20 protein-coding genes and 1 tRNA gene are annotated in these 14,799 nt (G+C 58.2%); 11 read left to right on the top strand and 10 right to left on the bottom strand.

Features of this window, described 5'->3' with window-relative positions; all coding sequences use genetic code 11:
- Positions 1-108: 108 nt before the first annotated feature.
- The 10 genes from BBD46_RS08165 to BBD46_RS08125 all read left to right on the top strand — a co-directional run bounded on the left by BBD46_RS08165 (position 109) and on the right by BBD46_RS08125 (position 6,790).
- Positions 109-666, top strand: coding sequence for a metal-dependent hydrolase (locus tag BBD46_RS08165; RefSeq protein WP_071401235.1), 558 nt, complete (start codon positions 109-111; stop codon positions 664-666).
- A gap of 122 nt (positions 667-788) precedes the next feature.
- On the top strand, positions 789-1,391 hold the full coding sequence (trmY, locus tag BBD46_RS08160) for a tRNA (pseudouridine(54)-N(1))-methyltransferase TrmY (RefSeq protein ID WP_071401234.1): 603 nt from the start codon (positions 789-791) through the stop codon (positions 1,389-1,391).
- Positions 1,392-1,528: 137 nt separating this feature from the next.
- A tRNA-Pro gene (locus BBD46_RS08155) sits at positions 1,529-1,601 on the top strand.
- A gap of 55 nt (positions 1,602-1,656) precedes the next feature.
- Positions 1,657-1,896 (top strand): DUF7563 family protein, encoded by a 240-nt coding sequence (locus BBD46_RS08150; RefSeq protein ID WP_071401233.1) that lies wholly within the window; start codon positions 1,657-1,659, stop codon positions 1,894-1,896.
- A gap of 554 nt (positions 1,897-2,450) precedes the next feature.
- Positions 2,451-2,972, top strand: coding sequence for a hypothetical protein (locus BBD46_RS08145; RefSeq protein ID WP_071401232.1), 522 nt, complete (start codon positions 2,451-2,453; stop codon positions 2,970-2,972).
- Positions 2,969-3,142 carry a hypothetical protein gene (locus BBD46_RS22600; protein ID WP_171908174.1) on the top strand — a complete coding sequence of 58 codons (174 nt, stop codon included), beginning with the start codon at positions 2,969-2,971 and terminating at the stop codon, positions 3,140-3,142. The genes BBD46_RS08145 and BBD46_RS22600 overlap by 4 nt, the downstream gene beginning before the upstream one ends.
- Positions 3,139-3,435 (top strand): hypothetical protein, encoded by a 297-nt coding sequence (locus BBD46_RS08140; protein WP_071401231.1) that lies wholly within the window; start codon positions 3,139-3,141, stop codon positions 3,433-3,435. The genes BBD46_RS22600 and BBD46_RS08140 overlap by 4 nt, the downstream gene beginning before the upstream one ends.
- The gene (locus BBD46_RS08135) at positions 3,432-5,051 is read left to right on the top strand and encodes a DNA-binding protein (protein WP_071401230.1); all 1,620 of its coding nucleotides are present in this window, start codon (positions 3,432-3,434) and stop codon (positions 5,049-5,051) included. The genes BBD46_RS08140 and BBD46_RS08135 overlap by 4 nt, the downstream gene beginning before the upstream one ends.
- A gap of 399 nt (positions 5,052-5,450) precedes the next feature.
- Positions 5,451-6,257, top strand: a complete 807-nt coding sequence (locus tag BBD46_RS08130) for a hypothetical protein (RefSeq protein WP_139173547.1) — start codon at positions 5,451-5,453, stop codon at positions 6,255-6,257.
- Positions 6,258-6,499: 242 nt separating this feature from the next.
- Positions 6,500-6,790: a DUF7692 domain-containing protein gene (locus tag BBD46_RS08125; RefSeq protein ID WP_071401228.1), complete on the top strand. Its 291-nt coding sequence runs from the start codon at positions 6,500-6,502 to the stop codon at positions 6,788-6,790.
- Between the two features lie 147 nt (positions 6,791-6,937).
- On the opposite strand, the gene BBD46_RS08120 is transcribed toward BBD46_RS08125, so the two are convergent.
- The 7 genes from BBD46_RS08120 to BBD46_RS08090 form a co-directional block, all read right to left on the bottom strand.
- Positions 6,938-7,321 (bottom strand): hypothetical protein, encoded by a 384-nt coding sequence (locus BBD46_RS08120; protein WP_071401227.1) that lies wholly within the window; start codon positions 7,319-7,321, stop codon positions 6,938-6,940.
- Between the two features lie 185 nt (positions 7,322-7,506).
- Positions 7,507-8,673, bottom strand: coding sequence for a hypothetical protein (locus BBD46_RS08115; protein ID WP_071401226.1), 1,167 nt, complete (start codon positions 8,671-8,673; stop codon positions 7,507-7,509).
- Positions 8,666-8,986, bottom strand: coding sequence for a hypothetical protein (locus BBD46_RS08110; protein WP_071401225.1), 321 nt, complete (start codon positions 8,984-8,986; stop codon positions 8,666-8,668). Before BBD46_RS08110 ends, BBD46_RS08115 begins: the two co-directional genes overlap by 8 nt.
- A gap of 196 nt (positions 8,987-9,182) precedes the next feature.
- Positions 9,183-9,992 carry a hypothetical protein gene (locus BBD46_RS08105; protein WP_071401224.1) on the bottom strand — a complete coding sequence of 270 codons (810 nt, stop codon included), beginning with the start codon at positions 9,990-9,992 and terminating at the stop codon, positions 9,183-9,185.
- The gene (locus BBD46_RS08100) at positions 9,989-10,531 is read right to left on the bottom strand and encodes a hypothetical protein (RefSeq protein ID WP_084777712.1); all 543 of its coding nucleotides are present in this window, start codon (positions 10,529-10,531) and stop codon (positions 9,989-9,991) included. The genes BBD46_RS08105 and BBD46_RS08100 overlap by 4 nt, the downstream gene beginning before the upstream one ends.
- Positions 10,524-12,512, bottom strand: coding sequence for a twin-arginine translocation signal domain-containing protein (locus BBD46_RS08095; RefSeq protein WP_071401223.1), 1,989 nt, complete (start codon positions 12,510-12,512; stop codon positions 10,524-10,526). Before BBD46_RS08095 ends, BBD46_RS08100 begins: the two co-directional genes overlap by 8 nt.
- A 17-nt stretch (positions 12,513-12,529) precedes the next feature.
- The gene (locus BBD46_RS08090; protein ID WP_004213756.1) at positions 12,530-12,961 is read right to left on the bottom strand and encodes a hypothetical protein; all 432 of its coding nucleotides are present in this window, start codon (positions 12,959-12,961) and stop codon (positions 12,530-12,532) included.
- 122 nt (positions 12,962-13,083) lie between these two features.
- Here BBD46_RS08090 and BBD46_RS21555 point away from each other — a divergent pair, with 122 nt between their 5' ends.
- Positions 13,084-13,272: a hypothetical protein gene (locus BBD46_RS21555; RefSeq protein ID WP_084777711.1), complete on the top strand. Its 189-nt coding sequence runs from the start codon at positions 13,084-13,086 to the stop codon at positions 13,270-13,272.
- A 75-nt stretch (positions 13,273-13,347) separates the two neighbouring features.
- Here BBD46_RS21555 and BBD46_RS08085 read toward each other — a convergent pair whose 3' ends face one another.
- From BBD46_RS08085 to BBD46_RS08075, 3 genes are all read right to left on the bottom strand, one after another.
- On the bottom strand, positions 13,348-13,923 hold the full coding sequence (locus tag BBD46_RS08085; protein WP_071401222.1) for a type IV pilin: 576 nt from the start codon (positions 13,921-13,923) through the stop codon (positions 13,348-13,350).
- A 1-nt stretch (position 13,924) separates the two neighbouring features.
- Complete coding sequence (locus tag BBD46_RS08080; RefSeq protein WP_071401221.1) at positions 13,925-14,350, bottom strand: type IV pilin; 426 nt, start codon at positions 14,348-14,350, stop codon at positions 13,925-13,927.
- Positions 14,351-14,799: type IV pilin (locus BBD46_RS08075; RefSeq protein ID WP_216094822.1), on the bottom strand; the 449-nt coding region annotated here is incomplete at its 5' end. It abuts the gene before it with no gap.

Raw genomic sequence — 14,799 nt, 5'->3', positions numbered from 1 at the left:
GCCCACCGCCGGCCGGGGACTTTTCGGGCGATATCTTGAGTCCCCGGCGGGACGGGTGGGTTTCGGTGAGTACTAGACGCTGGGCCGAGAAGCCACGGTCGAATCCGAATGTGGCCATGGGGACACCTCGCCGTCGCGTACCTGCTCTACACGGCGTATACGCAGTACCGATTCGACCGCCGGCCGCGGGTTCTCCCACTCCTCGCACTTGCGATCGGATCGCAGTTTCCCGATCTGATAGACAAGCCCCTCGCCTGGTCGGTCGACGTTCTTCCCGGTGGCCGCACGCTCGGGCACTCGCTGCTGTTTGCGGCGCTTTTGATTCCAGCCGTGCTGCTCGTCGCTGACCGGCTCGACCGACGCGATGTTGGTATCGCGTTCCTTATCGGGCACGTCTCGCATCTGGTTGCAGATCTGCCGCCGTCGGTGCTTCGCGGCGACCGCTCGGGAACCGAGTACCTGCTCTGGCCGCTGGTCGAACAGCCACCAGAGGACCCGGTCGACGGTCTGCTCGACGCCATCCTCAACTACTACGCACTCGGGCCCTACGAGTGGTTCCAGTTCGGCCTGTTCGCCGCCGCCATCCTCGTCTGGTATCGCGACGGCGCGCCCGGACTCGCGGTCGTTCGCACGTCGATTCGTCGTCGTGTCGGCAGCGACTCCTGATACGGACTCGCCACCGCTCACTGTCGCTACCTGCAAGTGGCGGCCGACACCAACACCGGACCGACTGCAACCATCACTGACAAACCGTGGCTGCTATCCCGCCACCCACCATCCACCTCATCATGCGCCAGTTCGTCCTCATCGCTCACGACGTGCCACTCGATGCTGACTTCTCACTCGACGATCTCGCCGGCGGTGCCGGTCGACTCGACGCTCTCTGCCGGTCGATCACCGCATCGTTCGTTACCTCTCACGGCATCCGCGAGGACGTCCGCGTCCACGTCGTCGTCCAGGATACCGTTACCATCACCTTCACCGGCTCCGAGCTCCGTCGGCTCAACCCCGACGAGCGAAGCACCGCCGCGCTCGTCCGAAGCGCCCTCGAACACCGCGACGAAGCGATCGGTGCACTTCCCGCCGAACCCAACCCCGGTATCGAGGTCTATCGCCGCGGCTTCGAAGCGACACTCGATACAGTCGACGCTGGCGGCCCCATCGTCCAACTCCACGACGAGGGTCCACCGATCACCGACTGTGAGCCGGGGGTACTCGAGTCCGGCGTGTTCGTCCTCTCGGATCACCATGATTTCACGGATGCAGAGGAAGCGGTGCTCGAAGAGCGAGTCGACCAGCGGCTTCGGGTTGGGCCGACAGTGTTGCATGCGGATCAGGCGGTGACGGTGGTTCACCACTATCTGGATACGGCAGGCTACGAGGAGTTCTGAGTCCTGAATTTTGAGTTCTGAACCAAAATATAGACTCGGCGCAACGGGGCTGTGTGTGCTGTATCCGAGCGATACTCGTTTGTCAGGGGGTCGCCTTTCGGAAGCGTTAAACAATCTGCTGTGCTCATTCCGCCTGCGGGCCGGTGGGGTAGCCTGGTATCCTTCGGCCTTCGGGTGGCCGTAACCGCAGTTCGAATCTGCGCCGGCCCACTGGATATAAACCCCTTTTCCCGCATCTCCTGACAGTTAGCGGCCGCTTTTCGGGGTGGTCAGCATGACGGTCGCACCGTGGCCGTCGGTCGACCATTCGACCTGCGAACACTGCGGTGCCCACGTCACCGATCGGTTCCGCCGCGTCTTCGGTGACGATCAGGACCGGGCCCATCGCTGTGGAGAGTGTGATTCGTACGCTCGACTGAGCCGCGGCTCCGCTGCTGGCGTCGACGTGCCGGTGCCAGATCCAGAAACGTCCGCCGGCCGGCACGGAGGTGTGACCGATGCGTAAGCCGGCGTTCGTGCCTGCGAGTCGGCTCTACGATGTCGAGAGTCGGACGCCCATAGCCCATCCGGCCCATCAAGCGACAGACGAGGAGGTTCGTCGGGCAGTCGAGAACCGAGAGATTCGGACCGACGGCGGGCACTCCTCAGGCGGGACTGAACGTTGCTACAGACAGCTAAACCAGCGGGGGAGATGGTACAAACGCACTCGCAACGGCGGCATCAGCGACGAACAGTACGAAAGCGAACCACCCCTGAAATTGGTGTTCGGGCGTTCGTATGGATGCGTACACGTACGCGGCCAAGCTGAGTACCATGCACTGAGTGACAAGCTTCGTCCCAATAAAGCAACAGGAAATCAACTTCTCATCCGATCTGCACACACGGGTACTGAACAGTTTCCCTCACAATCTGAGAATTCTACGCGAAACGGAGGGGGTTCGCGATGAGCCGCCTCGTCGAAGCCGACGAGTGTGAGCGATGCGGTGACCGGATTAGCGGGCTTCGCCGGCTCTGTTCGGACTGTACGCGCGACATTCGCGACGCGCGGGAGGGACCGCTGTGAGTTCACGCACGTCGGCCCTCGAGAGTTCGAAGGCCAGCGGCGACGCGCTCGAGGCGGAGCTGGTGCAGGCGATCGACGCCCTGGAGTTCGTCGGTGATCGGACCGCCACCTGGCACGACGCACGAACGACGGCGCTCCTCGAGCCGGCCCACTCGCTGCCGTTCTACGGCGTTGTGGTGGTCGAACCGGAGACGCCGGTCGAGATCAAAGGCTGTCAGATAGAGACGAGCAACGGAGACAGCACGACTCGAGGGCGGTTCTACGTCAAGCGCGACGCCCACGAGCAGTTGCTCGAGGCTGCCGGGATGTACCTGCTCGTCGTCTACATTCCACGGCCGGGGCTTCCCCAGGTCGCCCGCGCGATCGTGCCGGCGACGATCGTCGACGAGCTACTGGCCGGCCGGTGGTACGAGGTCGGCGGGTCGCGCTCGGAATCAGTGGTCGCGAAGCTCGCCTGGTCGCACGTCATCGATCCCGCGGGCGTCGATCCGTCGACGAGAGTCGGTGATCGACGATGAGTTTCGCCACCGATCTGGCGGTCAGAGATGGTCGCGCCGAGATTCGGGACGCTCTGGGTAACTGGGCTCGGGCTGACCGGATTCGTGACTGTCGGTTCTGCCAGCAGCGCCTCTACACGATCGCTGACGGTCACCGTCACGGGTGTTTCGAGGACGGTGGTCAGCTGTGAGTTCCGACCTGGAGCACGGCGAGCGAGATCTCGCCGCTGAACTCGCAAGTCCAGCAGCGGGCCAGGTCGGGATTCCCGTCGACGCGATCTGCGTGGGCTGTGGGCGGACGCGAGTCAAGCGCGCTCCGCTCGCTGAAGTGAGCAAAGACCCGAGCAAGGACCCGACCGAACTCGAGGCGGAAGATCTCACGTCGCTCAAGCACGTCTGCCACCGCTGTGGGTCCGCGACGTGGTGGAATGCGGTTGCAGTCCTCTCGGATCTCCTCAAGCAGGAACGAGGTGAGGAGCCGTGAGTCAGGTCGAGACGACGCCGCACGAGTGCGAAGGCCGCTGGAAGTGGGCCGACTGGGGCCGCGGCCCGTACGACGCGCTCTCGTCGGTGATGCTCGGTCCACCGTTCGAAGGATACCTCGAGCTGGACACCGAGATCAACGGGGAACCGTGGCACGTCAAAGTAAGCTACAGCCAGTCGGGCTTCGCGCCGCGACTCTCTGACGGAATCAACGCCGAACGGCTCTACGAGTGGGATATCGTGGGCCGTGGGCGCGGTGAGAGCAAGGCTTCCTACAACATCTCGCCGCGGTTCCCGAACATGCGACACTGGGAGACCGGCGAACCGGTAAATCTGCCGTGGGAGAATCAGGTCGGCGAAGTCGACGGCGTCGACGTCGAATTCCACACGAGCAACATCGAACCCGAACGTGGCCTCGAGTTGCTGCCGGAGTTCTTCGCGGCGATCTTCGAGAAGGCCAACGAACGGATTCACTCAGAGTATTTCCGAGCGCCGCCGCACGAAGCCAGCCGGATGTGGGCGTACGAGCGATACGTACGCATTCGTCGCGAATGGGCTGCGAAGCTCTCCTCAGCGGGAGTCCTGCAGAAGATTGCGCTCCACCTCTCCGACCTGGAGGGAGTCAAAGCCGAGCTCCACATCGACAACGAGGAAGTGATCAACCACCAGAACCGGTTGATACTGAATCCGGCTTCGGCGAAGGAACTCTTCCCGGACCACACCTACGGCCGTAAGTTCGAGATCTACCAGCTGGCCGATCCGGACGCGGTCTCGAAAGACCACCCATCGTACCACCCGAAGGTGGAGGTTTTGGTCAACAAGAAGATGAACGACAATACGGCGTGGGCGTGGGCCGATCGGCACGAGGTCACCGAACAGATTGAGGAGACACTGCTGAACGCGCTCCACTGGGAAGACATTCCGCTCGGACCGGACGGAAACGGTGTCTACGTCGAAGACGATCACTTCGACGCGGTCGCACGAGACGACCTGGTTGAACTCTACGACGATCCGACACCGCGCCTCGAGGCGAAGAGCGAGCACCTGTTGATGACCACGCTGCAGGATTTGGGCGAGACGCCGCGGGAAGTGACCGAGGAGGTCGCGACGGACGGTGGTTCGACCGTCGACGAACTCGCCGACCAGCTCGGCAAGCACCCCGCGACGATCTACCGGGCGATCCAGGATCTGGACGACATTCTGGAGCTGGACCAGGGCGAGGTATCGTTCAGAGTCCGGAAGTACCGCGAGGAATTGCGCGCGCTCGTCGAGTCGGCGGAGTACGCGATCGAGAGCTTCGCCGATCGGATTCAGCACGTGATGGGCCTGGCCGATCACGTCGCCGAGTCCTCGCCGTTCCAGCAGTGGCTCGCCGAGAACGGTGCCGAGATCGAATACGATGGGCAGGGGAATCCGAAGAAGCTCCGTATCGATGCGATTCTCTCGCTGCTGAAGGGCGATAGCTTCGAGAACGCCCGCGAGGTCGCACAGGAAGCGATCGACGCGTGGCGACACTCAGGGAACGACGTAGTGCAGTTCAGCAAGGTGTCGATGGTCTGGCGGACACCTGGAGGCGGACGAGACAGCCACCGCGTGGGTTCGATCGCCAGCTGGTAGAACAGCCCTCGTGAGTGGCAACACTGTCGTGGTACTTCTTTTCAGCAACTCAGATTGTATTCTATCGGTGACTGTCCAGTTTTGGTTGCAGTCCTCGGCTCGAGGCCGGGGTCGGCACCGCGATCGCGCCGCACCGCATGCGGGTCGATTTCGCGCTGCGCGCGAAACGCCCCTTGCCGGGTGTCCCCAAGGGGACAGAGCCAAAAAATTACACCACTCCGCCCCCAGCTCCGCACAGCAGATCTCCAGTTGAAACAGTTGAAGTGGTGGTCTGCACGTCACGGTGGGGACTCATCCAATGTGTTGCAACCACTATTATGATCAATACGAATTAAATGAAGAGAATAGCTTGTTTGTGTAACAGTCTTCTGTAGAGATCTGATAGACCGATACTTATTAGTGATTAGTGTAGTTGATAATCAGGAAATGTATTATAAAAGTGACTTTGAATCCTTAGAAGGGGTTTTGATTAACGATGGAGAGGATTATAACCATCGTCATCCGAATTATAACCTTGCCAGTACTTATCTAATAAACATCCAAAATTTCCAGGATATCCATGAAGGGGTTATGCAGAGATTCAGCGGCGAAATCGAAAATGAGCATAAATCACAACTGATGATGGAACTTAGAGGTATCAACTCCCTCAAAAGCCTATATTGGTTAGTGAAACATCACCGTTACACTGCAGCATATGGCCGAGTTAGATTCCTTTTAGAGACGTATCTCATTCTTCGTGGGTTGAACAGGGATAAAAATCGGACCAGGAAAAAGTACGAAAAAGCAGTTGAGGAGATAAAGAACGATGAGGATGGATCTAATCCATTCAATACGATTTACTTAACCAAGTATCTTTCAGGAATACGTAGGAATGAAAAAGGTGAATTAGGTGACATTGACGAATCATATTCTGATATGTACGATCACTTGAGTAATATTGGATCACATCCTCAGTCAATTACATCAATGTTGAATGATGGGTCATGGTCACACTCTCAAGAGGGGGATTTGTTCCGTTTTGGTCTTATCTTCGTATTTGGTCTTTCAGCGCAGTACGTGCAGATCTTTTCTAACTCTTCTATTTATATGGATATTTTTCGGGCTATTGATCCGATCTTCGTATCTGTGGGATTAGCACTTGATTCAGGCTTACCTACATTCATGAAAGACGATCTGAAATATCTCTATCCGTCAGAATATTGGTGAAGACCGAATGACTTCGTAATCTCCTCTTCTATCTATTCCTCCCCTTGGGGTTGCACGTCGACAGAATCGATTTCCACAATATGAACACGAGCGAGTAGCACACCGTGTTCATATTGAGCCCATCGCCATTGAGATCGGGCCGGCCGGCATGCCGATCACGCCGGGGACCGAGCCCTTCTTTATAAACTGAGACCGTTCGAGTGAACCGAAAAAACTAGGAATAGCGGGTTGTGTTCACGGCTATGTCTCACAACGAGACGCCCGGATCGGTTCGTATCCGGACTGACGACGGGAACGAATGGCGATTCGCATCTATCCAGAAAGCTGCCCGGTTCTACGACTGCAACCGGAGCAACGCGGTCGCATTCGCCTGCGAAGATGTCGACCAACTCGTCTCTGCAGCCAGGCGAGTCCTCGAGCGCGACGACCTCACCCGCGAGCAGCGCCAGGAGATCGCCGAGGCGCTCTCGACTCGAGCCGTCAGCTTCGATGTGGAGACCGAGGTCTCGGTGACGACGAAAGGTGAGATGTGACGATGACTGTCGATAATGACGACTGTTGGGCGTGTGGGAACGCTATTGTTGACCGTCTCTGTTCTCACAACGGCCTTTGTATCGAGTGCTCCGCTTGGATCGACGTGGAACGTGAGCAGTCCGGTTCAGGAGTCGCTCAGAAAGTCGTTAGAAAACGTCTGAAATAGCTACTTTCGCCTGTCTCGTGTCTCGATGGTCACCGCCACCGTGCCACTTGAGCAGCGGGAGATTCGACGCTTTGCACATCTTGTCCTTGACGATCGTGCAGCCGCTCCTGCCGTGGGGCCGGTAGACGACGAAACAGTACCATCCGTCGTGTCGGCGTAGCTTGTCGTGATAGGCCTTGTAGACCTTGAAGTTACCCGGCTGCCCATCTGAGTGCTCGAGCATCGTCGATTTGATTTCGACCGGCGTTCCGTTCTGAAACCGCGCGTCGTGCCAGCTGGCCCGCTCGAGTGAGAACCGACGCTTCTTCGCCATTCGTTTCTCGCACGCCGTACCGAAGTGATTCGCACGTTTCGATCGGTTCATCTCTTACTTGTGGATATTCCGACTATTCACGCGTCGCGCTCGTCGCGCGTCTTTATTTATTTCTCCTCTTGGTGTCGGGAACGAATCGCGGGCGATGGGCTGCGGTACGCGGCCCTGTCGGGCCGCGCCCATAGCTACAGTAAAGGGGTGGCTGTTGCCGCTGCCACGTTGCCAACTGTACGCCGTCACGCGATTACCTCCTCAACCTTGCCAAGCGTATCAGCGTGCAGTCCGTCTTCCCGATATTCGTTCCAGCGAGTTCGGACCCATTCGCGGCTGTACGGCACGAATTTCTCGACTTCGCGGTTTGGCATACCCTCCTCTTTGCATCTGATAACGGTCCAGATCGCGGTCTGTCGGGCTGCCTCTCCCGCTTCCATTTCCTCGGTTTCGTCGCCGTATCGCGACCATGACCAGTCTGACGCTTCTTTCGTATTGTAGCGGAAGTCCGTCGGTGGCACACCTTCGATCTCTCCCTCAATGTCGGCCAGTTGCGCGTTCCGAATCGAGTCGGCGATGACAGCCTTCTTCTTGCTCACCTTCTTCACGATCGTCCCGACGCGCCAGAGCATCGGATGTATCGATCGCTCGCCGTGGGCGATGTAGATGAGCGCACCGCCGTACTTCCGGATTTTGTAGACCAGCGGAGCCATCTTTTTCCGTGTCTCGTGGCCTTGCTTGCCGGTCCCGCTGGCTGCGCTCGAGAACTCATCGCCGATGAAGAGCTTGTCTCGCTGGCTGTGCTCGAGCGGGTCGCCGTCCTGCTCGACCCACTCCATGAGGGTGCCGTAGTCCCCGATCCAGCCGTCTTGTACGTCGCCGTCGTCGTCGACCCAGCGGTCCTTCTCCTCGAGCGACTGGATGTTCGTCCCGAGTAGCGAGTTCGACTGATGGAGCGCACGCCACCGCTGTGCGAGCAGGCACGCGAAGTCGGTCTTTCCCGCGCCCATCTCGCCCAAGACGACGATCACCGGGGCCGGGCCGTTGATGAGGTCGTCCACCGTCCCGATCGCCTTCAGCCCGCTCACGTCCGCTCGCTTCGATGTGTCGCCGACGATGTGCTTGATAGTCGGCATATCGCCGTTCTCCATGGCTTTTCGGAAGGTTTCAGTACCCTCTACCATCCGGATTTGGCGATGCTTCTCGAGGTCTTTGCATTGGCCGGGCATCTTGTCGGGTCGGTCGGCATCGGTCGGGTCGTAGTGAATCGAGCGGATAGACATCGCTCGAGAGATACTTTCGTCTCGAACGATGCCACCGTGATCGGCTATTTCTCGGTTCTCTCGCTGGCCGTAGCCTTCCTGGTACTCGCGCGCTTCGCCGGTGACGTGGAGTGCATTGTCGTCAGTCATGTGCTGTCCCTCCGTCTGCTATCGCTTCCTGAACGTCCTCGTCAGTCGCTCCCTCCGGCTGGTCTCGAAGCCGGTTGTAGCTGTACCACACCGCTGCTGTCGGGGCCAGAACGGTGATCGCGAAGAAGATCCTGGGGACCGGCAGATACGCCGCGCGCTCAGTCGTCCCGGTTGCAGTCTCCCGTTCCTCAGTCGGCACGTCCAGTGCCTCGGCCGGGAGTAGATGCAGTCCCGCCCATAAGCCCATAACGAGACCGATTGCAAGGGCACACGCGAGTATCGACTTCTCTCGGTCGGTGAGTTCGATCGTCACTTAGACCACCTCCATTCGTTCTGCTCGTGTCCGATACACAACGGCGGATTCTCCACTCGTCGGAGTTTGGTGAGCATCGACGCCATGAGTGCTGCCGTGTCTGTTCTCCCTCGAGCCGCCGTAACTGGCTCGCTGGGAACGAGCTTCTTCGGTGGTTCAACCGTCCGATTCCGTAGCTTCCCGTCGTGGATGTACCTCATGGGTCGTTTCCTCCGTCGGTTGCGGCTGGCTGCTGGCCTTCTTGGTCGAACGTGATAGGGGCTGGTTCGGTTGGATCGAACTCCTGCTCGTACTCGCCAAGGTCGCTGATCTCGTCGCTGCTCCACTCGTTAGCGTCTTCTTCGGCTGCCTCGAACCGGTCTTTCACACTCGTTTTCTGGGTCATCAACCCGCGCTCGTCCGCTTCCGCGTGCGCGTTGATCGTGTCGCGTTCGATCTCAATACCCATCCGACTGATCCGACCGCGCAACTTGTTGTAGGCGATCGCGGTCTCGACCAGTTCGCCGTGGATGTCCTCGAGCATGGCCTTCACCGTAACCAGTTTCGAGTCCGAAAGCTGCGAGAAGTAGCAGCCAGTGACGATGAGCGTGCCGTCCTCGCCCTGATCTGGGTGCCAGTCGAACTCGCGCACCTCGTACGCGGATTCGTCGTTACAGAGATATGGAGACGGCCCCTCGACCGTCTTCTCGTCCCATACGCCGGGTTCGACGTACAGTTTCCGCCGTACGTCGTCGACTGCGTTGATGTGGTACACTTCGACCATGTTTCGGTTCCGAAGCCAGCGTGCGCCTGTAACGAACAGTCCGAGCAGTGGCGGCCCAAGGAGCAGCATCGCGGCGAAGATTCCTCGAGCGACCGGCGGCATGCCTGGTATTTCCGGTCGTATCCAGATGAGAGCAGCACCGATCGAGACGGCGGCACCGGCGACGAGCAGCTGACCTTCCGCGAGCAGGTAGGTGAGTCGATCGGACCAACTGTTGAAGGTCCCGCTGGTGTCTCCGCTCATGCTTCGATCACTCCGCTATCTTCGCTGCGGATCACGTAGGCCGTCCCAAGCCCCGCCAGTCCGGTTGTCATAATGACGCCGGTGAAGAGACCGGACTCACCGCCGAACGTCTCGAACGGGTTCTCTTCCTGTGCTTCCATCTCGGTGCCGAGCCTGACGGTCGTGCCCTGGACCGAGACGCCGACCGTCGACGCGCCGTTCACTTCGCGCACGCTCGTCGAGATCGTGGTCTCGCCGGTGTCGATCTCGAACTCCTCTTGCGGGACTTCGACCGCGCCCTCCTGGTCGACGCCAGCGAGTGCGTCAGAGACGACGACGGTGAACGGCCGATCGGCGTCGAAGGTGATCGTGGCGGTCCCGTCCTCGAGCTGGTAGTCGAGAATCCGAAGGTCGTCGCCGAATTCGACTTCGTACTCTGGCGTGGTGCTTTCGTTGCCGGTCTCCTCGGCGATCGCGGTGCCGCCCATCAAGCCCACGCCCATCGCGAGCGCCAGGGCTGTGAGCGTGGAAAACAGGAGAATCCGCCGCACGTCAGTCACCTCCGAACGGGAGCAGATTCGTGACGACGCCGACGACGACCGCGATAGCCGCGCCGATGATTGCGATTCCGGCGAGCACCCCGCCGGTCGTTTCGAACGGATCATCGGGGAACGTGAGCCCTGGGCTGCTATCGTCCTCCAGCGCCTCCTCGAGGTCGTCGACCTGCTCGCGGAGGTTCTCCATGCGTTCGATCGTTTCGTCTCCGTCTACCTCGGTCGGGTCGGCTACGTAGTCGATTGAACGGGAGTACTCGACGCTGGGCACGACTTCGACCGATTCGATAGCCTCTCCTTCGGCGAGGTCGGTCGTTTCCAGAATCCATTGCTCACCGTCCTCGACGGCCTCGGATACGTCTGCGACGTGGTCGGTCGTCTCACCGGTGACGACGATCTGCCAGCCGTCGTGTTCGGCCGAGTCGGTGATCGGCTCGGGTGCACCGCTTCCCGTCCAGAGGATCACTTCGCCGTCGACGCCGGCTTCCGGTTCGTATTCGTCTTCGATCGAGATCTCGTCCTCGAGGCCGGAGACGGAATGGATCTCGAGGGCTTCCTCGCCGGAAAGCGTGGTCGTCTCGAAGCCGTCGTCTACCGCCGACTCGTAGCCGAAGTACGCCATTCGGTAGTCCTCGGATTCGAGCGTCATTCCGCTGCGGAGGTTCATCGCCTCGCCGTCGAATTGTGGATAGAGCAGGCCTTCCAGTTCGTCCGCCTGCAGGTCGGGGTGAGAGATCGTGGCCCGGTAGCTTGCCGAGTCCGGAACGTTCGCACCGATCGCGAGGAGTTCGGCAGCAACCCGCGCCTGGTCGTCGCTGTCGCCGAACTCGTCGACGATGTCCTGCGACGAGAGCACGTCTGCAGGATCTATCGCACCCTGCTGGACGCCGTCGTACAGGTTGGAGACGTACGTTTGCACGTCGCCTCGGATGTCGGTGTACGCTGTCTCGACCACAGCGAGCACTTCGGACGTGATCTCGCCGGTGTCGAGAACCGTCGTCTCTCCGAGGTCGCTGTGCTCTGCGACCAGCGAATAGGAGTCGTCGGTGTGGATACCGTACTCGTCCCAGTTCTGTGCCCACTCCGTTTCCACAGCGGCCCCGTACAGGCTGTCACTGCCCGAGGTGTGACCGAGTCCGATTTCCCAGAGTGGTTCATCTCGCCCTTCCAGCTCGGTCGGGTCCACCGGAAGGTCGACCTTCCACTCGTACATCACGAACTCGTCGTCAGCGGCGTCTTCGGTCTGTGAGGCTTCGATCGGACGAAGCCAGTCGATGTTCTCGACGTCTTCCTCCTCACTGGCGGTACTGAGCGCGAGCCCGCGGGTGTTTCCGGACTCAAACTCGACGTGTTCGAAGACGCCGATCGACTCCTCAACGTCGAGTGTGAGCTGTTGAACGAGCGCGTTCAGGCCGGTGTTCCGACGCTCGACGATGTTGATAACCGACCGAGTCGTCTGCTTGTCGAGTGCGTCGTGTGCGGCATCGACTGCATCTTCTTGGCTCCCCCCGTCGACGATTGCTCGCACTGCAGCCGCTCGAATTTCCTGCCACGCGACGCGGCCGTACGGTGTGTCCTGGGGGTCGTCTGGCCCCAGGAACTCCTGTTCCATCTCGTCAACAAACGCTTCCCGGCCGTCTGCGACCGAGGCCGCCGCCTCGTAGAGCTGGTCTTCGAGCACGTCTTCCGGGTCGAGATCGGTGCCCGGCTCATGCCAGAGAATGCTGCCCGTTGTGATACCCGCCGCTGCTCCTGATGCAAGGTAGAACCCGATCGCAGCCGGTGGGATTGCTTGCACCTGACCGATCGGCGAGTACTTCGGTGCAACGCGGTCGCCGGCCGCGCTGAGGGTGATCAGTGCCCCGCCCGCGATCGCGCTGCGCTCGAGGAACCCGCGGCGACTCACCGACTCCGAATCGTGGGCCGTGGGCGTGGGCTGTGGGCTGTCTGTACTCCGGGTTTCGTCGGTGGAAATAGCTGAAGTCATTGAATTCTGAACCTCGATTACTTGTAGGCGATCAGGTAGAACGCGGCACCGTTGAGGAACACCGTGAACCAGCCGACGTACCACATCGTCTCCAGCGTGTGCGAGACGGCCGGCACGAGTGCGCCGAGCACGTTCAGAATCACCGCCAGGAGCATCACGACGGTCTCAACGTCGGTGTAGTCCTCCGGCGTGGTCTCGTTGGTCAGCCAGCCGATCACGAGCACACCGACGGAGATGATGAACGCGTACGTGATCTCCGTCCCGTGGGCTGCGTACAGCGCGTCCGTCAGCGCAAAGTTCAGCGGCTCGCTGAACTCGAGCGTCCCGACCGCGCCGATCGAGAACGACGCCAGGACGAAGATCGGTGCGAGAATGCTGTCTGTGAGGTCGATACCGTCTTCCCGTCGAATTGAGTTGGGAACGTACTTCTGAGGTAGGCTAAGTGCCATACCTCCGCGGGTCAAACCCGCTCCCTCGAAAAACTCCGCAAAACCGTGGCACAGCCTTGGTGAAACCTTGGTCAAACCGATAGTCACCAACCTTTATACCAAGGCGGGTTGCCGCCCGGTGTATGGCGCTGAACAAACTTCGCCAATTGGACCAGAACTCTGCTGGTATTACGCTTCCAAAAGGAGACCTTCAGATTGAAGGATTACTTGATGAAGAAGGAAACGTTGATGATGAATATCAAATTCACGTACGTCATACTGGAAACGGTGAATGGAAACTTAAACTAGTTGGCGAGGCCGCTGATAAATAAGTTTTTAGTTCGAGCTATTTGATCTTGCAGAAAGAAGAACACTCAGATAGAATAGTGATGTAGTCTGTTCTTAGCTTAATTCACTTGATAGTCGTCGAGAATCTGTGAGTCACCACCATCAGACTGCCAAATTAGTTGGACTTCTTCAACATCTTCCAAAGCGCTATGTTGAGCGAAAATTGCTATATCTTCATCATCTACTGAGCTTAGGTCAGATCCATCCCCATCAAATAGTCCGACAATGTAATCCTCGTTATCGTCGATATTATCAGTACTATCTAGATCATCACTATCAACTACAGTGATATTTACAGAACTTCCAGCGCTAATACCACTGTCACTCCAGTTTCCAAGATCATCTTCACTATCGACACCACTTAGGCTTAGACTCAACTCCGATGGATCAAGAGAATCCCCACCTTGGTGCTCAAAGTGGATTGCTTCTAAGTCGCTACCAGATCCATCTTGACTCCAGTCGTATGTAGCAGATGGTGCGGTTTCTCCCATATCGCCCATATCAAGCACAAAGGCTGCGATTACGGCTGCGAGAATAACGGTTATCGCAACCATGAGTATCACCCCAATAACGGGAGATACTGCCCGCTCGTCTTCATCGCCAATAATTTTTTTCGATAGATTTTTCAAATTCATATTAATTCACCTCATAGTCGTCGAGAATTTGTGACGATCCGTCATCTGCTTCCCAAATAATCTGAACTACACCATCCGCTGGATCATCCGTGGTATGTGTATCGCCTGCGCTAATTTCTCCAGAATCCTCATTCCAGTGGTCGGTTCCACTATGCGTTTCACCGTCATCATCTTCAACAGTAATGTCAGATAGGTCTAGTGAATCTCCACCAGTGTGGGTGATTGTTACCTCGTCACCGTTTTGTTCCCATTCAAAACTAGCGGTAGGTGCAGTCTCTCCCATGTCTCCCATATCAAGTACAAAGGCTGCGATTACGGCTGCGAGAATAACGGTTATCGCAACCATGAGTATTACCCCGATAACGGGAGATACTGCCCGCTCATCATCTTCTCCGATTAACTTCTTACTCACACTATCTAGCTTCATTTAGTTCACCTCGTAGTCATCGATAATCTGGGAATTGCCGTCATCAGATTCCCAAACTATGTTAATTTGATCACCTTCAGAAAGGTCACTACTTGTATCGTCTTCCTCAAATGTGAACGAGCTTCCTGCAGATATCTCCACAGAATCACCGTTCCACTCGTCTCCTTCGTCATGCTCTGCCGCATTCCCATTAATTTCGACTGTAATTTCACTAGCATCAAGTTCATCTCCACCAGTGTGTGTCACAGTCATTGAAATGTCACTATTGTCGTTTTCTTGATCCCAATTAAAGCTAGCAGTGGGTGCAGTTTCACCCATGTCACCCATGTCTAGCACGAATGCTGCGATTACAGCTGCGAGAATAACGGTTATCGCAACCATGAGAATGACGCCGATAACGGGCGATACTGCACGCTCTTCTTCGTTGCCTAGTAGTTTGGCTCTGTATT

The organism is Natrialba sp. SSL1 (assembly GCF_001861355.1).
Classification (GTDB): Archaea; Halobacteriota; Halobacteria; order Halobacteriales; family Natrialbaceae; genus Natrialba.
The sequence above is the reverse complement of the archived record's forward strand: the minus strand, read 5'-3'. Positions and strand labels throughout refer to the sequence as shown.